19 protein-coding genes are annotated in these 19,815 nt (G+C 47.8%); 3 read left to right on the top strand and 16 right to left on the bottom strand.

The features are described from left to right. Positions 1-248: 248 nt before the first annotated feature. The 10 genes from adhP to AC1DYT_RS17755 form a co-directional block, all read right to left on the bottom strand. The gene (gene adhP / locus AC1DYT_RS17800; protein ID WP_477470882.1) at positions 249-1,283 is read right to left on the bottom strand and encodes an alcohol dehydrogenase AdhP; all 1,035 of its coding nucleotides are present in this window, start codon (positions 1,281-1,283) and stop codon (positions 249-251) included. A gap of 38 nt (positions 1,284-1,321) precedes the next feature. Next, positions 1,322-1,669 carry a hypothetical protein gene (locus AC1DYT_RS17795; RefSeq protein ID WP_477470881.1) on the bottom strand — a complete coding sequence of 116 codons (348 nt, stop codon included), beginning with the start codon at positions 1,667-1,669 and terminating at the stop codon, positions 1,322-1,324. A gap of 101 nt (positions 1,670-1,770) precedes the next feature. Then, positions 1,771-2,457: a sulfite exporter TauE/SafE family protein gene (locus AC1DYT_RS17790; RefSeq protein ID WP_477470880.1), complete on the bottom strand. Its 687-nt coding sequence runs from the start codon at positions 2,455-2,457 to the stop codon at positions 1,771-1,773. Beyond that, positions 2,454-2,876, bottom strand: coding sequence for a FixH family protein (locus AC1DYT_RS17785; RefSeq protein ID WP_477470879.1), 423 nt, complete (start codon positions 2,874-2,876; stop codon positions 2,454-2,456). The genes AC1DYT_RS17790 and AC1DYT_RS17785 overlap by 4 nt, the downstream gene beginning before the upstream one ends. 4 nt (positions 2,877-2,880) lie before the next feature. Then, positions 2,881-4,257 (bottom strand): cytochrome c oxidase accessory protein CcoG, encoded by a 1,377-nt coding sequence (ccoG, locus tag AC1DYT_RS17780; protein WP_477470878.1) that lies wholly within the window; start codon positions 4,255-4,257, stop codon positions 2,881-2,883. Position 4,258: 1 nt separating this feature from the next. Next, positions 4,259-5,149, bottom strand: a complete 891-nt coding sequence (locus AC1DYT_RS17775; protein WP_477470877.1) for a cbb3-type cytochrome c oxidase N-terminal domain-containing protein — start codon at positions 5,147-5,149, stop codon at positions 4,259-4,261. Positions 5,150-5,151: 2 nt separating this feature from the next. Further along, positions 5,152-5,337: a hypothetical protein gene (locus AC1DYT_RS17770; RefSeq protein WP_477459945.1), complete on the bottom strand. Its 186-nt coding sequence runs from the start codon at positions 5,335-5,337 to the stop codon at positions 5,152-5,154. Positions 5,338-5,344: 7 nt separating this feature from the next. Next, the gene (gene ccoN, locus AC1DYT_RS17765; RefSeq protein WP_477470876.1) at positions 5,345-7,471 is read right to left on the bottom strand and encodes a cytochrome-c oxidase, cbb3-type subunit I; all 2,127 of its coding nucleotides are present in this window, start codon (positions 7,469-7,471) and stop codon (positions 5,345-5,347) included. Positions 7,472-7,557: 86 nt separating this feature from the next. Next, positions 7,558-7,719, bottom strand: a complete 162-nt coding sequence (gene ccoS / locus AC1DYT_RS17760) for a cbb3-type cytochrome oxidase assembly protein CcoS (RefSeq protein ID WP_477470875.1) — start codon at positions 7,717-7,719, stop codon at positions 7,558-7,560. Further along, complete coding sequence (locus AC1DYT_RS17755; RefSeq protein ID WP_477470874.1) at positions 7,716-10,103, bottom strand: heavy metal translocating P-type ATPase; 2,388 nt, start codon at positions 10,101-10,103, stop codon at positions 7,716-7,718. Before AC1DYT_RS17755 ends, ccoS begins: the two co-directional genes overlap by 4 nt. Before the next feature lie 130 nt (positions 10,104-10,233). Between AC1DYT_RS17755 and AC1DYT_RS17750 the strand changes: the two genes are divergently transcribed. Then, the gene (locus tag AC1DYT_RS17750; RefSeq protein WP_477470873.1) at positions 10,234-12,009 is read left to right on the top strand and encodes a hypothetical protein; all 1,776 of its coding nucleotides are present in this window, start codon (positions 10,234-10,236) and stop codon (positions 12,007-12,009) included. A 43-nt stretch (positions 12,010-12,052) separates the two neighbouring features. On the opposite strand, the gene AC1DYT_RS17745 is transcribed toward AC1DYT_RS17750, so the two are convergent. The 6 genes from AC1DYT_RS17745 to AC1DYT_RS17720 all read right to left on the bottom strand — a co-directional run bounded on the left by AC1DYT_RS17745 (position 12,053) and on the right by AC1DYT_RS17720 (position 15,804). Next, complete coding sequence (locus AC1DYT_RS17745; protein WP_477470872.1) at positions 12,053-13,138, bottom strand: NAD(P)H-dependent flavin oxidoreductase; 1,086 nt, start codon at positions 13,136-13,138, stop codon at positions 12,053-12,055. 10 nt (positions 13,139-13,148) lie between these two features. After that, entirely contained in the window at positions 13,149-13,529 is a 381-nt protein-coding gene (locus AC1DYT_RS17740) for a nuclear transport factor 2 family protein (protein WP_477470871.1), read from the bottom strand. 18 nt (positions 13,530-13,547) lie between these two features. Further along, positions 13,548-14,282, bottom strand: coding sequence for an SDR family NAD(P)-dependent oxidoreductase (locus AC1DYT_RS17735; RefSeq protein WP_477470870.1), 735 nt, complete (start codon positions 14,280-14,282; stop codon positions 13,548-13,550). Between the two features lie 4 nt (positions 14,283-14,286). Next, positions 14,287-14,505, bottom strand: coding sequence for a tautomerase family protein (locus AC1DYT_RS17730; protein ID WP_477459936.1), 219 nt, complete (start codon positions 14,503-14,505; stop codon positions 14,287-14,289). 4 nt (positions 14,506-14,509) lie between these two features. Further along, entirely contained in the window at positions 14,510-15,025 is a 516-nt protein-coding gene (locus tag AC1DYT_RS17725; protein ID WP_477470869.1) for a YceI family protein, read from the bottom strand. Positions 15,026-15,144: 119 nt separating this feature from the next. Then, a complete protein-coding gene (locus tag AC1DYT_RS17720) occupies positions 15,145-15,804 on the bottom strand; it encodes a Crp/Fnr family transcriptional regulator (RefSeq protein ID WP_477470868.1) in 660 nt (219 codons plus the stop codon). Positions 15,805-15,927: 123 nt separating this feature from the next. On the opposite strand from AC1DYT_RS17720, the gene AC1DYT_RS17715 reads away from it, so the two are divergent. Both AC1DYT_RS17715 and AC1DYT_RS17710 read left to right on the top strand, forming a co-directional pair. Next, positions 15,928-16,704 (top strand): LytR/AlgR family response regulator transcription factor, encoded by a 777-nt coding sequence (locus tag AC1DYT_RS17715; RefSeq protein ID WP_477470867.1) that lies wholly within the window; start codon positions 15,928-15,930, stop codon positions 16,702-16,704. Between the two features lie 36 nt (positions 16,705-16,740). After that, positions 16,741-19,707 carry a sensor histidine kinase gene (locus AC1DYT_RS17710; RefSeq protein WP_477470866.1) on the top strand — a complete coding sequence of 989 codons (2,967 nt, stop codon included), beginning with the start codon at positions 16,741-16,743 and terminating at the stop codon, positions 19,705-19,707. Positions 19,708-19,815: the final 108 nt, after the last annotated feature.

Genomic DNA, 19,815 nt, shown 5'->3' with positions numbered 1-19,815 from the left:
GGCCCAAAAAACACCTAAAAACGCGAAATAAACGCAAATTTTCGACGGTAATTTGGCGGGTTTACGCCCGCGGAGGAGGAAAAAATAAGCGCGTAGGGTTTATTTGGTCCAGCCGAATTTTGCCTGTTCTTTTTAAATTTCTATAAAATAAAACCTGGACAAGAATTGCGGGAAATTTACCCTTGTAAATAAAAAAGCCGGCTACATCTAAACGATGGCCGGCTTCCTGTTTTATATGAATTATTGAATTAGGCTGTTGCTATTTCCAGTACGATACGGCCCTCTATCTCACCCTTTTTCATATTATCGAAAACGGTGTTGATATCTTCCAGTTTGGCCGTATGTACGGTGGCTTTTACTTTACCATCAACCGCAAATGCAATGGCTTCCTGCATATCTTTACGGGTACCCACAATAGATCCCCTGATGGTGTAGCGGTTAATAACCGTATCGAATATCGACAAATCGAAGCCACCCTTAGGTAAGCCATTGAGTGCCAGGGTACCTTTTCGCCTTAGCATGCCTATACCCTGCTCAAACGCAATGGGCGATACGGCAGTTACCAGCACGCCATGCATACCGCCGGTTTGCTTTTTGAGGTAGGTGCCGGGGTTCTGTTCTTTGGCATTCACCACCAGATCGGCTCCCAGGCGTTTTGCCAGGTCGAGCTTGTCGTCGGCGACATCTACTGCCGCTACCAGCATGCCCATGGCTTTGGCGTATTGCACGGCCAAATGCCCCAGTCCACCTATGCCCGATATGGCTACCCATTCGCCGGGCTTGGTTTCGGTTTCCTTCAGGCCTTTGTACACGGTGACCCCGGCACAAATTATTGGTGCCATGTCCACAAAGTTAATTCCCGCCGGGAAATGCGCTACATACCGCGAATCGGCCACCACGTATTCGGCAAAGCTGCCGTTCACGCTATACCCGCCGTTCTGTTGTTCCGCACAAAGGGTTTCCCAGCCGGTGATGCAGAACTCGCAGCAACCGCAGGCGCTGTATAACCAGGGTACGCCTACTATATCGCCTTCCTGCACGTTGGTTACGCCCTGCCCTTTAGCTACCACATAACCTATGCCCTCGTGCCCGGGTATCAGCGGCAATTGGGGCTTTACGGGCCAATCGCCGTTGCAGGCGTGCAAATCGGTGTGGCAAACGCCGCAGGCCATCACCTTTACCAATAACTGGTTATAGCCAGGCTCGGGCACGGGCACTTGTTCAATCAGCAGCGGTGCTCCAAATTCATGGATTACGGCGGCCTTCATTGTTTTTGGGATCATGTATGTTTAACTGGTAAGATAAATAAGACGCGATTGTTTTAAATCAAAAAGATAAGCAGCATCAGCACATGCGCAACAACACTTACGGCCAATAAACCCAGCAGCGTTCTGATGCCGGAGCCACCCATGCCTGCAATAATATTGGCAAAGAACAGTGCCAGCGTAATAGCCAGCACGATTATCGGCGCGTTGAAATAGTACATAAATACGGCAGGCAGCGGCAGAAAAAGCACGCCCTGCGCAGTAAGTGATACCAGGAACCAAAGCGTTTTGTTGGGAGCCTGCCCGTCGGCCCAGAGGCTTAGGCGGGTAAGGAAATTATTAGTGGTGGTTTTAGCAGGAGTGCTATTGGYCCAGTGGGCTGCAGTGTTTGTTAAAGTTGCCATGATGTTTGTGTTAATAATTTATACCACAAAGATGGCGTGTTGGCCGCAGCAAGGCCATGACGGCGGGCCTTTTGAAAAGTGACAGGCGTCACTTTTATTGGTCAGTAGCAGATGCTGCCATCGGGGTTCCTGGCAGGGCTCAGGTAAGGTATATCGAGGCCTGCCCCGCGCAATATGAACCACAGGCCAAGGCAAACCATAAGGTAGGGCAAAAAAACATTTATTTTGCGGCGCACCGCCGGCCCCGCAAAACCTGCGCTTATGGTTGCCAGCAGCATCAGCGGGAAGGTGCCCACGCCAAACCAAAACATATACTGCGATGCGGTTACCGGCGATGGCGTGTTGATGGCCCCCAGCAGCGCCAGATAAACGAAACCACAGGGCAGGAAACCATTCAACAAGCCAACGGCCAGGTGCCCTGCCTGATGTTTTAAAGCATAATTCAGCATACGATTTACGGGCGAAAAAAAGGCTTTGTTTCCGTTGCCGGGCAGTAGCCTCCATTTAAATATGCGGCTGATGCCCACCGCAATAATAATAAGCCCGGTTACTAAGCTTAACGCCTGCTGCAGGTTGGCCAGCCACAATTGCCTGCCCACCATACCGGCTATAAAACCCAGCAAGGTATAAGTGATAACCCTGCCGCTGTTGTAAAGCAACTTATCTACAACTATACGCCAGCGGCTTTGCCCAAACGAGGGAATGGCAAAAGCAAGCGGCCCGCACATGCCAACGCAGTGCAGGCTGCCAAACAAGCCTATAAAAAAAGCTATCTCGTTACTACTCATTTCACTAACACTTCTTTTTTATACAAGTATTGCTTGCTGTTGCTTTTCCATTCTATTGTTAATTGCCAGGGGCCGCGAGCCATGTTGGCCAATGGAATAGCCACTAACCGCCCCGTATCTGAGTTGAGTTGGAACACCCTATCCATACTAGTGCTGGAGGGGCGCATGAATTTCACCGTACCAATAACCGGTTTGGCAAAGACAAATTTCAGCTGCCCGTTTGTCTGGGTAATGGTGGGACGGGCGTTATCTTTAGTTACCTGTTGTTCGCGGTTGTACTCCTGGTTAAAGTTCAAGCCTTTTTCGTAATACTGATGGTCGAAATCATCCGCCGGTACGTTGAACATGTAGATGCACATACAGATGATAAAGAGCATAAATACTACCATACCCCCAATTATTCCTTTTCCCCAATTCATTTGCTTAATTATTTACAGGACCTATAAAAGAGGTACTTACGGTTTCTACAATTTTGTTGTTGGCTATCACCTGTAGCTTGATATCCGTTTTTGGCGAATGGATGGTCGAAGCTTTCACCATTACAAAAAACACCACCTTGGTAGAGCCACCTTTGGCAATTTTATCCGGTGCCTGGATATATTTTATCCGGATAGCAGGGTCGTCTGCTTTAATGGTAATAGAAGTAGCAACGTTGAACTTGTTGATAATTTCGGCATTATAAATATTGCTGATGTAGCCGCCTGGTTGCTCCTGGTATAGCATACCGGCACTGCGCATCACCGTCATATCCAAATCTGTCCGACTGAAGATAAAATAGCACAGCACCGTCATCATTACGGCAATAACCGCGCTGTAGCCCATCATCCTGCCGGTAAAAACAGGCTTTTGGTTATTGGCTATCATATTTTCTGAGTAGTAGCCAATGAGGTTGCGCGGCTTGTGTATCTTATCCATCACATAATCGCAGGCATCTATGCAGGCAGTGCAATTAACGCACTCCAGCTGCGTGCCGTTACGGATATCAATCCCGGTAGGGCAAACCGCCACACAGAGGTTGCAATCCACGCAATCGCCCAGCGGAGGTGCCGATGGCGCGGCTTTTCTATCGAGTTTACCGCGAGGCTCGCCTCTGGTTGTATTATAAGCCACAACGATGGTATCGTTATCTAAAAGTACGCCTTGCATACGCCCATAGGGGCAAATCACCGTGCAAACCAGCTCGCGTACCTGGCTGTAAACCAAGTAAAAAACAGCCGTAAACACCCATATGCTGATAAACCCAACCCAATGCAGGCTAACCGTTTCTGTCACGATTTTTATCAGTCCTTCGCTACCGATGACGTACGCCAAAAAAGTATTGGCTATTAAAAACGATACAAGGATGAACAATAGGTGCTTCGCCCCTTTCTTCAGTATTTTTTCCCTGTCCAAGGGTGCGGCATCCAGGTGTTTGCGTTTGTTGGCGTCGCCCTCTATCCAAATCTCTATCTTACGGAAAACCATTTCCATGAATATGGTTTGGGGACATATCCAGCCGCAAAACACCCGGCCGAAGGCGAGCGTAAACAGAGCCACGCAAACAATAAATACCAGCGTGGCCAGCACGAACAGAAAGATATCCTGCGGCCAAAAAACCTGCCCGGCTATTACAAAGTGCCGCTCCAGCACGTTCAGCAGCAATAGCGGCTGCCCGTTTATCCGCAGGAACGGCCCCGCGAAAAAGAACATCAGGTACACGTAGCTGATGATGCTGCGCCACCTGTAAAACCTGCCTTTACGCAACGATGGGTATAACCACCGCCTCTTACCTTCGCTCCCAACCGTTATCGCTGCGTCCATTTTAGTTTGCTGCTATTTTATTTTCTTCTTCTTTGGTTCCTTGCGGTTCTTTTGCACCCGCCGGATGTGTGTCTTTCAATGACAATATATAGTTAGCCACATCGGATATCTGTTTGGGCGATAGCTGTTTTTCCCAGGTAGGCATTCCTTTGCTAAGCACGCCGTATTTCACGGTTTTGAATATATCGCCGATTTTGTTGCCGTGCAGCCAGTATTCGTCGGTAAGGTTGGGGCCAACTACACCTTGTCCGTTTTCGCCATGGCAGGCTACGCAGCTTTGTTTAAACACAGCCTGCCCCGACCCGATAACCGCCGGATCGCTAACATGCTTCACGGTACGCTCGTCTACCCGGTTTGCCGCTTTGCTCAGGTAAACCTTTTGTGCGGCATCGGCTACAGCTACTTCATTTTTATACTCTTCATCTTGCAAGGGCGCAAGATCAAACACATGGTATATCAACAGGTAGCACACGGCAAATGCTATGGTACCATAAAAAAGCACCATAAACCAGCCGGGCGTAGGGTTGTCCAACTCCTGTATGCCATCGTACTCGTGCTCCATAATCATATCCTTTTCTTCGGATAACGGCCTTAGGGATAACAGCTTGTTCCAAACCTGTCCTTTTGGTTTGGCGGCCGCTTTCGGTGGGTTCAGCTCGGCGACAATTTGCTGGTTGGTATAACCCTGGCTTTTCATGATAACCTTGGTAAGCACTTTAAAGGTGCGCAGTATCATCAAAAGTGCTATCAGGAACAGCAGCATCATGGTGATGATGGCACCGTAGCCGATGTAATTTTGAACCTCGGGAGAAATGAGGCTGTCATTTTGGGCGCTTGCCGGTTGCAAAAACATTACAAAAACAGCAAGCAATATCAAACGTAAGTATTTCATGGCTATAAGGTATTAAGTACTTCGCCTTCGTTATCATTCAGGGGGATGGCGCTCATGTGATCTACGTGGCTTTTTTTGAGCCTGAGCAGCAGCACCGTTACGATAATGAAAAACACTAAAAATATTGCGAGTGAGAAAAGCAAGTAAACCTGGTTCCCTTGTATGTTTTCTGTGAATTGCTTAAACATGATATGGTTATTTATTGGTGGTTTTGGTTGCTTTGATGTCTACCCCAAGGCGTTGCAGATAAGCTATTACGGCTACTATCTCTTTATCGCTCTGTACTTTTATTTTATCCTTGGCCAGGTTATCGGCAATGCCTTTAGCCTGTTTGCCAAGTTCCTGATTGGCTATTTTATCGTAACCGGCAGGATATGGCACGCCCAGGGTTTGCATGCCCCTTATCTTGGCCGGTGTAGAAGTGGTATCCAGGCTCTGGGTTATTAGCCAATCATAATTTGGCATGATGCTGCCGGGCGACATCAGCCTCGGGTCCATCATGTGGTTATAGTGCCAGGCGTTGCCGTATTTCTGACCTTCGCGGGCCAAATCGGGGCCGGTACGTTTAGAACCCCAAAGGAAAGGGTGATCGTACACGAACTCGCCTGCCTTGCTGTACTCACCGTAGCGCTCCGTTTCAGAACGGAAAGGCCTTACGGTTTGCGAGTGGCAGTTAGAACATCCCTCTCTTATGTAGATATCGCGGCCCTGCAATTCCAGCGGGGTGTAGGGTTTTACGCTGGCAATGGTAGGTACGTTGGATGATATAGTCATCGTAGGCATCAGCTCTATAACCGTGCCGATGAGGATAACCACCAGCGCGGCAATCATTAGTTGTATAGGCCTGCGTTCCAGTCGGCGATGCCAGGCTGTTTCGCGCTCCATGGTATGCACGGGCAGCAAAGCCATAGCCTGGGCCGGTTCGTTGGCCACCAATTTGCCTTTCAGCATGGTTTTGGCAAGGTTATAGGCCATTACGATAACCCCTAGTAAATACATGGCCCCACCTACCGAACGCATGATATGCATCGGTATAATCAATACAGTGGTTTGCAAAAAGTTGGGGTATTTCAGTATGCCTTCGGGGGTAAACTCTTTCAGCATCAGGCCCTGGGTAAAACCGGCCCAATACATGGGTATCGCATAAAACAATATACCCAGCGTGCCGATCCAAAAATGGAAGGAGGCCAGCTTTTTGGAGTAAAGTTCGGTTTTGTACATCCTCGGCATCAGCCAGTACAAAATAGCAAAGGTTAAGAAGCCGTTCCAGCCAAGCGCACCCACGTGCACGTGCGCCACGATCCAATCGGTAAAGTGGGCTATGCCGTTTACCTGTTTAAGGGATAATAAGGGCCCTTCAAATGTGGCCATACCATAAGCGGTTAAGCCAACCACCATAAACTTAAGCACTACATCTTCGCGCACCTTATCCCAGGCACCGCGCAGGGTAAGCAGGCCGTTGATCATACCGCCCCAGCTTGGCGCTATCAACATGATAGAGAATGCTACGCCTAATGATTGCGCCCAGCCCGGTAATGTGGTGTATAATAAATGGTGCGGACCGGCCCATATGTAAATAAATATCAAGGCCCAAAAGTGCAGTATGCTCAGCTTATAAGAATAGATTGGGCGATTGGCCATTTTAGGTAGGAAGTAGTACATCATGCCCAGGTATGGCGTGGTAAGGAAAAATGCTACCGCATTGTGCCCGTACCACCATTGCACCAGCGCATCCTGAACGCCCGCGTAAACCATATAGCTTTTGAAAGGCGATACCGGCAGCTCGAATGAGTTTACGATATGCAACACTGCTATAGTAACGAAGGTGGCAATGTAAAACCAAATGGCTACATACAAATGCCGCTCGCGGCGTTTGAATATGGTACCGAACATGTTGATGCCGAAGACCACCCATATCAGCGTAATGGCAATATCGATGGGCCACTCCAGTTCGGCGTACTCATGCGATGTGGTGAGCCCAAGGGGCAGTGTGATTACTGCCGAGAGGATGATAAGCTGCCAGCCCCAGAAGTGTATCTGGCTGAGGGCGGTGCTGAACATACGCGCCTTAAGCAGCCTTTGTAGCGAATAGTAAACGCCCATGAAAATGGCGTTGCCTACAAACGCAAAGATTACTGCATTGGTATGCAGCGGCCTTATGCGCCCAAAGGTGGTATATTGGTTGCCCATATTGGCAGCGGGGTGGAACAGCTGAATGGCCGCGATTAGCCCAACCGTCATCCCGATGATGCCCCAAACGATGGTTGCAATACCAAAGTTGCGCACGATCTTGTTATCATAATAAAATTTCTCCGGCTCCATATATTGTGGTTTTTATTTCGGTGGTAAAAGTATAAGTGCCGCCTCTGCGACAGAATGATGGTGGTTGGCTTAAAAGGTGATGGCGGTCACTTATCTGGCTCTATAAAATCTTCTTCGTCCAGCAGTATGCGTACAGATGGGGTGTACAGGTCGTCGTTTTGCCCGCTGCGCTGCGCCCAAAAAAAGGCCGATAAGAACAGGGTGGCCAGCAATACACTGCAGCCTATTAAAAAGTAGATTATGTTCATTGCAGGCCCCTCCTTCGTGCGGCTATATGCGTGGCTATTGTAGTGAATGATATGATGGTTACGGTGCTTACAGGCATCAGGATGGCCGCTATCAATGGCGATAGGTTGCCCGTAACCGCATAGCTTAGCCCGATAAGGTTATAAGTTAGCGAGATGAAGAATGAGCAATGGATAATCCTTACGGTGCTTTTTGAGAATTGCAGGAAGGCCGGCAGCTTGCCGAAGGATTTGCCATCTAATATGGCGTCGCAACCCGGCGAAAAGTTATTTACGTTATCGGTTACAGCAATGCCCAGGTCGCTTTGTTTAAGTGCGCCGGCGTCATTAAGACCATCCCCAACCATCATTACTTTGCCCTTGAGGTGTTGCAACAATTTTATAAAGCCCAGTTTTTGCTGCGGCGACTGGTCGAAATGCATCTGATCGGCCTCGAATACGCTAAGCAGTTCTTTTTTCTCGTGGTTCTGGTCGCCCGATACCAGGAACAGGCGATACGGGGGCGACAACCGGGCCACTTTATCCAGCCCATTTCGATAGCTTTGTGTGAAGGTAAAATACCCCAGATACTCCGCGTTGATCATGATATGCACCCGCGTAGAAAGTGCCGCTTCCTCGAAATGCCCGAACAAGAACTTACCACTGCCCAACCGTATAGTATCCGTGCCGATGGTGGCGTTTATACCCTTACCCGGCATCTCGTTATACTCGTTTACGGGCAGTTTGGCCATGCTGCCCAGATAACGGCATATCATGCGCGATAACGGGTGGTTGGAGTTGCTGCAGGCGCTATATATGAGTTGTTTCTCGCGGCCCCGCAATACGGCGTTCAGCGTAATGTTATTGCCGCCGCTGGTGGTGATGGTACCTGTTTTATCGAATACGATGGTATCTATGCGGGCAAGCTGCTCTACCACGGCCGTATTCTTCAGGTAAAAAAGGTTGCGGTCGAAAATGCTGAGCGCGGCCGACATGGTAAAAGGCGTACTCAATGCCAGCGCGCAAGGGCAGGCTACGATGAGCACCGCAGTAAAAGCGGCCAGCCCTCTTCGGGCATCGGTTGGCAGCCAAAACGCCAGGCAGCCAAATGCAATTACGAGCAGCACTACCGTGAAATATTTGCTTACCTTCTCGTTGAAAGTTTGCATGCGGTTATCCTGCTGGCGGGTAAAGGCCTCATTATTCCAAAGCTGGGTTAGGTAGCTTTGCGATACAGGTTTCACCACCTCCAGTTCAATAGCTTCGCTGGTTTGCCTGCCGCCGGCGTAGATAATCTCGCCAAGGGTTTTATTCACCGGTACCGACTCGCCCGTTACGAAACTAAAATCTACCAAAGCTTCGCCTTTCAGCAATATGGCGTCGGCGGGGATAATTTCGCTGTGCCTTATCACGATGCGCTGCCCTACTTTTAAATCGGCCAGGGGCACGGGCTTTTCGGCATCGCCTTCCATCACCTGCACTGCAACGGGGAAAAACGAGCGGTAATCTCGCTCGAAGGAAATATGGTTATAGGTTTTGCGCTGCACAAATTTGCCCACCAGCAAAAAGAAAACCAGTCCGCACAGCGTATCGGCAAAACCTGCGCCGCTTTTTGTTAGTATCTCTATTACCGTGCGGCCGAACAGCACCGCAATGCCCAGGGCCAGCGGGAAATCGATATGCATCACCTTATTGCGGATATTTTGCCAGGCCGAAGTAAAGTAGCCGGTGCCGCTATAAAAAACAACCGGCAGGCAAAACGCTATATTGAGCCAGCCGAAAAAATGCCTGAAAGATTGTTCGTAGGCCGATAGCCCGAAGTACTCAGGGAAACTCAGCAGCATTACGTTGCCAAAGCAGAAACCCGCCACTGCAATTTTAGCCACCAGATTATCGTTATTTATACCGTTTTGCTTTTTGATGACATCCTGCAGGCTAATTACCGGCTCGTAACCAATATCATACAGCAACTCCACCAGCCCTTTCAGGCTCAGTTTTTTATTATCGAATTTGATGTTAAGCTGCTTCTTCAGGAAGTCGATACGGCAGTAATGTACCGCCGGGTTAAACTTGTTCAGCTTCTCCAGCAACCAAATGCACGAAGAGCAATGTATATGCGGTATGTACAGCGTAACCGTTGTTATCTCGTTATCGGTATAATCTATCAGCTCTTTGATAATGGTGGGTTCGTCCAAATAATCGAAACGCTTATCAATACGCTGGCGGGTGGCACCGGGATGGTCGTTATAATTATAGTAACTGCATAGCTTATTTTCAGAAAGTATGCGGTACACACTTTCGCAACCCTGGCAGCAAAAGGTTTTCTCTTCGAATTTGTACGTTGTGGAAACGCAATCTTCCCCGCAATGGTAACAGGTAGTGAGCTGCGCAATTGTGCTCTCGGTCATTATTCAAATGTTTGCTCAAAAATCCCTGCTTTTGACTGCTTAAATAATGATGCGCCTCGCTTAAAAATGTGACCTCCGTCAGGTTCCGCCCCACGCAGTAAGCATAGTTTTGTTGAAAATTATACGCAGCATGAGCCATACATTTCATATACCCGTATTGGGGCTTGGTTACTCCATAGATACGCCGCTGAAAGTTGCCCGCTATGGGGTATCGTCGGTAATGTCGATAGTAGACGATGACCTGATAGAACGCATGCGGGAATACCATTGCCACAAAGCAGGCGACCCCTACACGCTCATCAAAAAGGGCGATGAAGATAGCCGTGCAAGGCGTATTACTGCCTACCTTAACCTGGTGGATAAGCTGGTGAAGGCGCAGTTTGAAGAACTGAAAACGCAATCTTTCGAGAGCGGGACAGATTTGTACCGCTACTTCGACTTACTGCCCGATGCCTCGCAATTAAAGCAAGGGTACGATTTGATGGTGGATTATCCCGACAATCAACGGAAGGAGATATTCGGCAACATTCTGCGCAAAAAAATGACGATGGGCTCCATCGACGTAAACATTATGGCCAAGGTAGATAAGATGAACTTTGATGCCGATGGCCAATACACGGGCGACGAAAACACAGATGCCCTGGCAGCCCTGCGTGGCTTTGCCGAGAGCACGCTGTCATCATCGGTAATCCTATCGGCGGGGATGAACCCTAAACTATATAGCTACCTGGAGGCTTTCCCGGCCTTCTCTCCTGATGATGAGGGCATACTGAAAAAGAAAATAACGCTGAAGGTGAGCGATTTCCGTTCGGCTTTCATACAAGCCAAATTCCTGGCCAAAAAGGGGCTATGGGTATCTGAGTTCCGGGTAGAATCGGGCCTTAACTGCGGCGGGCATGCCTTTGCCACCGAGGGCTTTTTACTAGGGCCGATACTACAGGAGTTTAAGGAACGTAAAGCAGAGATGCTTACGAGTTTATCCGAGTTATACCAGAACGCACTGGCACTAAAAAACATCACAGCAACAGCGATACCCCAACAGCGTTTCAGCGTGCAGGGCGGCATAGGCACGGCAGCGGAGAACAATTTCCTGATGGAATATTACCAGTTGGATGCCACCGGTTGGGGAAGCCCCTTTCTACTGGTGCCCGAGGCAACAAACGTTGACGACGAAACCCTTACCCAGCTTACAGTTGCCCGCGAGGAGGACTACTACCTTAGCGGCGCATCGCCATTGGGCATATTGTTCAACAATTTTAAAGGCAGCAGCAGCGAACAGCAGCGCCTGGAACGTATAGCCCGCAACCGGCCCGGTAGCCCCTGCACCAAAAAATTCTTGTGTAGTAATACCGAATTCACCGAGCAACCCATCTGTACTGCATCGCGCGAGTATCAAAACCAAAAAATTATGCAGCTGGATGCGATGACACTCCCGAAAGAGGAGCATGATGCTCAGCTGGCAACGATAACCGAAAAAATATGCCTGTGCGAGGGCCTCTGCTCATCAGCCTACCTCAAGTTTGGCATGATTAAACCGCGCGAGAATAAGGCGGTGGCTATTTGCCCCGGCCCCAACCTGGCCTATTTCAAAAACATATTCTCGCTGGATGAGATGGTGAAGCACATCTACGGTAAAATAGATATCCTGAATAATCCTCAGCGGCCGCATATTTTCCTGAAGGAACTTGATTTGTACATCAACTACCTGCAAACCGATATCCAAAACCACGTCAAGGATCTTACCGATAAAAAACGGAAGCAACTGACCAAATTTAAGGACCAACTGCAAGAGGGTATTAATTACTACAAGCAGCTTTTCAACGAGTTGCCCGCACAGGCCACCGGGTATGTACAGGAAGCCCTGTTACGCTTTGAACTTGACCTGCATGCGACAGCAATAGCTTAAGTGCCTAATATTGCAGCCAGGGCGAATTAATCCTCGCCGGTGATTAGGCTTTTAAATTATTGAAATATGCTGTTGTTTCTTCAATCAAAGATTCCATCAAAACCTTTGCCTTGGTGTGTTTTAATATCGGCGCTATTTGCCCGCCCCAAAATAAAATCATATCCCATTTCTCCTGCTCAATGGCGGCTTTCCGCAGGGGCGACATGAAGGTTGATTGCAAGGGGAAGGGTAAAATACTTGCTTCCTTGTGCACCAAGTCTTTAGCTACCCGGCTGGTAATGCCCCTGCCCAGGCGCCCCGTAAAGGCACGCGACAAAGTAGTGTACCTTGCCGCATCAGAGAAAAGCATTTGCCTGTGTATAGGTAACGCATTCGATTCATCGGTGGCTAAGAAAGCGGTGCCTATTTGCACTGCGTCTGCGCCCAGGGTTAGCGCGGCAGCTATGCCCCTCCCATTCGCTATGCCGCCTGCGGTTACAACGGGTGTTTTCACTTTTTCTTTAATTAGTTGCATCAATACAAACGTGCCGGTGGTTGATGATTCAGCCGGGGCCAGGAATGACGGCCTGTGGCCGCCTGCCTCGAAACCGGATGCGATAATCACATCCACGCCTGCATTTTCCAGAAAAATGGCTTCATCTAAGGTAGTTGCCGCGCCAATTGTTGTTATACCCAGCCTGCGGAATTGCTCCAAAACATCGGCTGACGGCACGCCGAACATAAAGCTGAATACTTTGGGTTTTATATCCAATATGACCTGCAACTGGTTCTCGAAACGGGTTTTGAAGGGTGCCGGTTTTGCCGGCAACGGGATTCCCGCCTCGTCGAAATAGGGTTTAAATAGGGCCGCCGCTTTGTCGAACTGCGCATCTGTGACGGTGCCGCCTACCGCATCAGTATCAGATACCCACAGATTTAAGTTATAGGGTTTATCGGTAGCGGCTTTAATTTGCTTATCCACATCTACAATTTCCTGCGGACTCATGGTATAGGCACCGTATCCGCCTAATCCCCCGGCGTTAGATACTGTTGCCACCAACTCTACTGATGATAAGTTGCCGCCAAAAGGCCCCTGCAAAATGGGGTATTTAATACCCAGCATTTCTGTTGCTTTTGTATTGTGCCACATAGCTGTATTTTTATTGGGTTACGTCGCTGATCATTTTATTTACGATGAGCCACTCCCCGTTGATTTTATGGAAAGATAAAAACTCATGATAGTTGAATTCGTACATTTTCACCTTCACCTCGGCAACGGCTATCGATTGCACCACGCTGACAGACAGCACCTCGCCCTTAAACGGCTTGCCCGAATCTTTGGGGCTTTGCCGGTGTGCAACACCGTCTAAATATACTGCTAGTGTTTTGGCATAAGGCTGCCCCTTTACGTCGCCGAACAATAAGGTGCCCGGGTGATAAATCTGGTTTAAAATGTTTATATCGCCATTATAGATGCCTTTGAAATAGACATCCTCCAGCACCTGCGTAATGGCTGCCGAATCTACATCCTGAGTTTTCATCTCCTTAAATTTTTTAGTTTAATTTAAATTGTGCCCGGCTCCCATACCGCCGTCCACATTGATAATAGCACCGCTGATAAAATTGCTTTTGGCTACCGTGTAAACCATTTCGGCCACGGCGGCCACTTCTCCAATGCGGTTAAGCAAATGTATCCCGGCGCTGTCATCAGCTGCTTCGCCGTGCATGGGCGTGCGGATAACGCCCGGCGCTATAGTATTGACGCGTATATTACTTTTGCCAAACTCGGCTGCAAGTTGCAGCGTAAGCGCGTGTATAGCGCCCTTGCTGGATATTGGCGCGGTTGCGGGTGCACCGCCCAAAGCATGGTAAACCAACGGCGTACCGATATTTATGACCACCCCGTCGCGCTGTTTCAGCATCTGGGGGATTACGGCCTGCGTAGTAAAGTAAGTCCCTTTGAGATTGGTGTTCAAAAAGCGATCCAGGTAGGCTTCATCCACCTCCAAAAATGGCCGGGTCTCAAATATGCCGGCATTATTTATCAACACATCTGCCGAACCGAATTTATCTATGGCAGTGGCCACCAGCCGCTCGCCGGTTTTTTTATCACCTACATCGCCGGCTACCGTAGCCAGGTTTCCGCCTGCGCCAAGTTCCTGGTAGGCTTTTTCCAGCTTATCCTGCGATGCCGAGTTGATTACTACGTTATCGCCTTTCTCCAAAAAATACCGGGCTATTTCTTTGCCTATGCCGGATGATGCACCGGTTACTATAATTGTTTGTTTTTTCACGGCCTTATTTTTTATCGGCTGTTATGCCTTTTTCCCGTAGTACTGATACCTGTTCGCCGGCGTAGCCCCAATTGTCAAGATCTATTTCTTTGATTACAACATGGGTCAAATGCGGATCTTTATTGAGCGTGTTGCTTACCAAATCGGTTACACCTTTAATCAGTATTTGTTTTTGCTCCCTGGTAACCCCTTCGCGGGTTACTTCTATTTTAATGTATGGCATGGTTTTAGGCTTTAGCGGTTATGTTTACGTTCAGGTCGAAATCATTGTAGATGAGGGTGTCGCCAAGGTCTTTAAAAAAGTTGCCCGAGCGGAACCGCATTTCGTATTTGGTACGGTCTATTACCAGTTTAGCCGATGCGGTCAACGTAGCGCCGTCAACATTCACCACAGCATCAAAATTGATAGGGTGTGTAATACCCTTAATAGTGAGGGCGGCTGCAACATGGTTGCCAGATACAGAATCAATTACTAAAGTAGCTTCCGGGTGTTTTTCGATCGAGAAAAAATCATCCGATGCCAGGTGGCCGGCAAACTGCGCGTTAGTGGCGGGGTCGGTTACGTCCAGTATCTTTATGGAAGTGGTATCGATGCTGAATTCGCCGCCGGTAAGTTTACCATCTGTTAGGGTGAGCGTGCCCGCTTTGATGCCTATGGTGCCGTTGTGGGCTCCGGTTACTTTTTTACCTACCCAATTGATATTGCTTTGGGTGCTTACGATTTGAAATTTTTGAGTTTTCATTTTCTTTATGTTTTTAATTACAACACAAAGTTGGGCATGAAAAGCCGCATAGACGTGTGACCTACATCACATTCAAAACAAGGGGCTTATTTATGTGATGTACATCACTCCAGGCGCTGTTAAAGCCTGCTCAGGGTTTCCCGTGATACGCCAAGGTAAGCGGCAATGAGGTTTTTGGGCACCATATTATATAGTTCGGGGTATTGCTTAAGCAATTCTTCGTACCGGTGCTTAACGTTGTTATTCATAAAAGAAAGCAGCCTTTTTTGGCTTGCCACATAGCCTTTATTGGTGCGCCAGCGGAAGAAGTGCTCCATTGGATGCAGTTCGCTGCATATCTTTTCGCGGTGCTGGTTAGAGAGGCACAGCACTTCGGCATCAGTAATACAGTCAACGTTGATGGTAGCTTTAGTATGGCTGTACAGGGCATTAAAATCTGAGGCCCACCAGGTAGGCATAGCAAATTGCAGGATGAACATCTTCAGGTCATCATTGATGTAGAACGACTTGAGGCAGCCGGATAACACAAAATACTCGTGGTCCACTTTGTCTCCGGCGGCTATGATGCTTTGCCCTTTTTTGAATGATTGGAGTTCGAAGTGCGAAAAAACATAATCGAACTCCGCATCGGTTAAGGCAACGGTTTTGGCAATATGCCCTTTCAATATTTCTTTGGCTGTGGTCATCTCGTTGGATAAAGTTAAGCCGAAAAATTCAATTTTAATTGCTCCGCAGCTATTTTGGCGACTATCGAAGCCGTTCGGCCTATTGGTGCCCATATCGCGGGTACGCCCGTTCCCTCAATGAAACCTCACCACAAACAATCATTTGTATCACTCACGCAAAGGCGTATTTGTTGGCTTGTAAATGTTTACCTTTAATTGCTAACAAATATTTATGCTATGCTTAAAGCCTTGCTGGTTGACGATGAAATAAATAACCTGGCCAGCCTGGAGTTTCTGCTTCATCATGATTGTGAGGGCGTGCTGGTTACGGGCAAGGCCGATAGCGCCGCACAAGCACGCAGGTGGCTGCAAGCCAACCAGGCCGATGTGCTTTTCCTGGATATTGATATGCCCGGCGAAAACGGCTTCGAGTTTTTAAACAGCATCAAAAACCCCGAGTTTAAAGTGGTATTTGTAACCGCGTACAACCAATTTGCTTTACAGGCCATTAAAGCAAGCGCAGTAGATTATATATTAAAACCCGTAAGCATTGATGAACTGCAAAAAGCCGTGGAAAAAGTAAAACGGGCCATCGGCAGCGCCACTGCCGGGATGCAGGACAAGCAGCTTCTACAACATCTGTTAAGCACCATTGGCGAAAAATCTCCACCCAAAAAAATCGCTTTGCCGCAGTTGGGCAGCATAAGCTTTATCGAGGTAGACGATATGGTATCGCTGCAGGCCGATAGCAATTATACTATTATTCATCTGAAGGATATGCAGAAGATAGTGATCAGCAAAACCCTTAAAGATTTTGAGGACCTGCTGGATGAACACCAATTTGCCCGGATACATAAATCGTACATCGTAAACCTCAAATACATAAAAGAATACAGCACCATTGACGGCGGCATCGTAAAAATGACGGATGGCAACCACTGGAGCATCAGCCGCCGGCAGTTGGATATGTTCCTCGAAAAAATGAAACGGGCGAGCCTCATGTTCAACAAGTAAAATAGGCTATCTTGGTTAACCCTTATTATAACACCTATGCGCCTTACGGTTTTTACTTTGTTTATGCTTTGTGTAAGCCTGTATGGCGTGGCGCAGCAACAAAACTATACGGCATTTACCGTAAACAATGGCCTGCCCAGCAATTACATTCAACCTTGTGTTGAGGACAATAAGGGGTTTTTGTGGGTATCTACCGACTCGGGTATCGCCAGGTTCGATGGCAAATATTTCCAGCTTTTCACCACAAAAGAAGGCCTGCCCGATAACGAAGTACTTAATGTAGTAAAGGAAGAAAGCAACGGTCGGATATGGGTAAACTGTTTTAAACAGGGGCCAGCTTATTTCGATGAAAAAAAAAACCGTTTTATTAACGCCGCTACCGATACCAACCTGCGTAAAGTTAAGCTAGCCACATCGATTATGTACTTATTTGCATTACAGGGCGACGGGGTAATGTATTATAACGAAACCGGCTATTATGTTTTAAAAAACAAAAAGGTGGTGCGTCACAACGTGTATGAAGAAGGAGTGGTTGTGAAGGAATTTAAGAATGGCACCAAAATAGTCTGGGCTCAATCAAGGGTGAAACAAAACCCAGTCATAACGAAAGTGATGATATATCAAATGACCGGTACCAAGCGTACCGACAGCGTTTCGCTTGGCTTCCATACTTCCACTGAAGTGGTTTTACCCGCATTAAACGACGACAGGTTTTATAACATGCGGTTATATCAGCGCAGGTGTTATATATATAGTGTTTTCGAAACTAACCCCCTTAAATTTAAAACAGATTCTGTTGCGATACCCGAGCGATGTATCTACTATGGCTTCACCCTAACATTTTTGAGTTTTTATGGCGCCAGCGGCAAAATATACGTATATGATAAGAAAACATTAAAACCACTGTTTACAACTGGTGGCAATTACGCCCCCAATTCGTTACTTAACGATAGCCAGGGGAATATATGGGTGAGTACCATTGATAAAGGTTTACTGCTCTATAAAAAAACGGATATCGGGCATATAACGATGCCGCCAAGTTTCGAAAACAGGAACCTCTTTAGCATAGCGCGCCTGCCAAACGGCACCATATTGGCTGGCAATTTTAACGGAGAAGTGCTGGTGAATAAAGGCCCGGAGATTGCAATACGCAATGTGACTAAAACACAAACCGACCTTTTCCGGATCAGGAAAATAATCGCATCGCAAAATAAGGTTTTCACGTTTTCAGAAAAAGGCGCTACCGTAAACTTCAATAGAGAGATCCGTACAAAGCAAGGGACTTTTTTTTATGCAAAAACAGCGCTTAGTTACAGCGATAGCATTATCCTGGTGGGGCAGGTTGGCGCTTTATATAAATTAAACACCATTACCGAAAAAGCAACACGCTTAAACTTCCTTTCTAAACGGGTCACGGCCCTGGCCAAAACAACCGATGGCATGGTTTATTACGGCTCAACAGATGGTTTGTATAAGTATAGCTACACCCAAAACAAAGGCTGGGCCCTTACTAAAGATAACCAGCTGTTTGCAGAAAGGGTAACGGACCTCTGCGCCACGGCCGACGGGTTGCTTTGGGTGGCAACATCAGGCAAAGGAGTGTTCGCGGTAAAAAATGATACGGTGCTATACCATTTTACTACAGCAAACGGCATCATTAATAATGCCGTTCGCAATATTACATCAACTGCACAGGGCCAGGTATGGATAGGCACTGGCGATGGCATCAGTGTTATTAACTATAATTTATCGGGAACAAAAACTTATAAAATCCAAAACCTATCGGTTAACGACGGGCTTACCAACAATGTAATCAACGAAATGGTTTACCAGCACGATACGGTTTACGCCGCAACTGCGGATGGTATATCGGTTATCCCTGCAAAAATATCCATTCCCCAATTTAATATACCTGTTTACCTAACCGGCATCAGCATCAATCAACGCGATACCATCCTTTCGGCATCGTACAAGCTAAAATCCTCGCAGCGCAATATCCAGATGCATTTTGCCGGGGTAGAACTTGGGGGCCATTTTAAAAGCCTGCAATACACGCTTGATAAGTTGCAGAACTGGATAGACCTTGATCAAAACACCTTAATCATACAGCTTAGCAGCGGCAGCCATACCGTACAGGTGCGCGCGGTAGATGTAAATGGCAACCTCAGCAATAAAATACTCACGCTGAAATTTGATGTAGAAACGCCATTTTGGAAGTCCGTTTGGTTTTGGGTAACACTGGCCGCGCTTACACAGATGGCGATTATATACGCGGTGAACCGCCGCCTTAGAAAACGAAAAGAGGCTCGTTTAGCCAAAGAGATCTTAAATGTGCAAACAGCATCGCTGGAGCAGCAGGCCTTTACATCGCTCATGAACCCGCATTTTATGTTCAACGCGCTAAATAGCGTTCAGCATTATATTAACCTGCAGGACAGGCAAAACGCCAACCGTTACCTTAGCGATTTCGCTTCGCTTATCCGCAAAAATTTCGAGGCCGCCCAGCAATCTTTCATCCCGCTTGAGCAGGAGATGGAGAATATTAAAATTTACCTGCGGCTTGAACAAATGCGCTTTAACGACCGCTTTGCTTACGAGGTAGACGTGGCCGATAATTTAGATACGGAGGACTGGATGGTCCCTACGATGATCGTTCAGCCTTTGTTGGAGAATGCCCTGCTGCATGGCCTGATGCCATCTTCCATCGACGGTAAATTAACCATTGGGCTAACAGAACAAAACGGCGATTTGCTGATCACCATAACAGATAACGGCATAGGCATGGCCAATAGTGTAGCGCTTAAAACAATAGGCAACCATAAAAGCCGCGGCATGGAACTGATAAGAAAACGCGTTGCTGCCCTAAGTCGCTTTGGCGCACATGCCATAACCATCAGCATGGCACCGGCCTTCGCCAGCGAAAAAAACCCGGGCAACCAGGTAACACTTTTCATCCCGCATAACCTCCACGCAGCCTGGCAACAGGCCCAGCGGCCCGCTTAGCCCAACCGCACACTCATTCATACTACTCTCACAATCAGCAAGGTGTGCCCGTTGCGCAAGGCGGGTTGTACAATGCATTTGTAGCAGGTACTTTAACGCTGCCTTACA

This window comes from Mucilaginibacter sp. P1_D10, assembly GCF_056406215.1.
This window is presented reverse-complemented; position numbering and strand designations above follow the sequence as displayed.

Excerpts from the sequence above, each read along its gene's own strand:
- AC1DYT_RS17770 (WP_477459945.1), bottom strand. The coding sequence starts at position 5,337 with ATGTTTAAGCAATTCACAGAAAACATACAAGGGAACCAGGTTTACTTG.
- AC1DYT_RS17755 (WP_477470874.1), bottom strand. The coding sequence starts at position 10,103 with ATGACCGAGAGCACAATTGCGCAGCTCACTACCTGTTACCATTGCGGG.
- ccoN (WP_477470876.1), bottom strand. The coding sequence starts at position 7,471 with ATGGAGCCGGAGAAATTTTATTATGATAACAAGATCGTGCGCAACTTT.
- adhP (WP_477470882.1), bottom strand. The coding sequence starts at position 1,283 with ATGATCCCAAAAACAATGAAGGCCGCCGTAATCCATGAATTTGGAGCA.
- ccoS (WP_477470875.1), bottom strand. The coding sequence starts at position 7,719 with ATGAACATAATCTACTTTTTAATAGGCTGCAGTGTATTGCTGGCCACC.
- AC1DYT_RS17790 (WP_477470880.1), bottom strand. The coding sequence starts at position 2,457 with ATGAGTAGTAACGAGATAGCTTTTTTTATAGGCTTGTTTGGCAGCCTG.
- AC1DYT_RS17785 (WP_477470879.1), bottom strand. The coding sequence starts at position 2,876 with ATGAATTGGGGAAAAGGAATAATTGGGGGTATGGTAGTATTTATGCTC.
- AC1DYT_RS17720 (WP_477470868.1), bottom strand. The coding sequence starts at position 15,804 with ATGGGCACCAATAGGCCGAACGGCTTCGATAGTCGCCAAAATAGCTGC.
- AC1DYT_RS17745 (WP_477470872.1), bottom strand. The coding sequence starts at position 13,138 with ATGTGGCACAATACAAAAGCAACAGAAATGCTGGGTATTAAATACCCC.
- AC1DYT_RS17725 (WP_477470869.1), bottom strand. The coding sequence starts at position 15,025 with ATGAAAACTCAAAAATTTCAAATCGTAAGCACCCAAAGCAATATCAAT.
- AC1DYT_RS17740 (WP_477470871.1), bottom strand. The coding sequence starts at position 13,529 with ATGAAAACTCAGGATGTAGATTCGGCAGCCATTACGCAGGTGCTGGAG.
- AC1DYT_RS17750 (WP_477470873.1), top strand. The coding sequence starts at position 10,234 with ATGAGCCATACATTTCATATACCCGTATTGGGGCTTGGTTACTCCATA.
- AC1DYT_RS17730 (WP_477459936.1), bottom strand. The coding sequence starts at position 14,505 with ATGCCATACATTAAAATAGAAGTAACCCGCGAAGGGGTTACCAGGGAG.
- ccoG (WP_477470878.1), bottom strand. The coding sequence starts at position 4,257 with ATGGACGCAGCGATAACGGTTGGGAGCGAAGGTAAGAGGCGGTGGTTA.
- AC1DYT_RS17715 (WP_477470867.1), top strand. The coding sequence starts at position 15,928 with ATGCTTAAAGCCTTGCTGGTTGACGATGAAATAAATAACCTGGCCAGC.
- AC1DYT_RS17775 (WP_477470877.1), bottom strand. The coding sequence starts at position 5,149 with ATGAAATACTTACGTTTGATATTGCTTGCTGTTTTTGTAATGTTTTTG.
- AC1DYT_RS17710 (WP_477470866.1), top strand. The coding sequence starts at position 16,741 with ATGCGCCTTACGGTTTTTACTTTGTTTATGCTTTGTGTAAGCCTGTAT.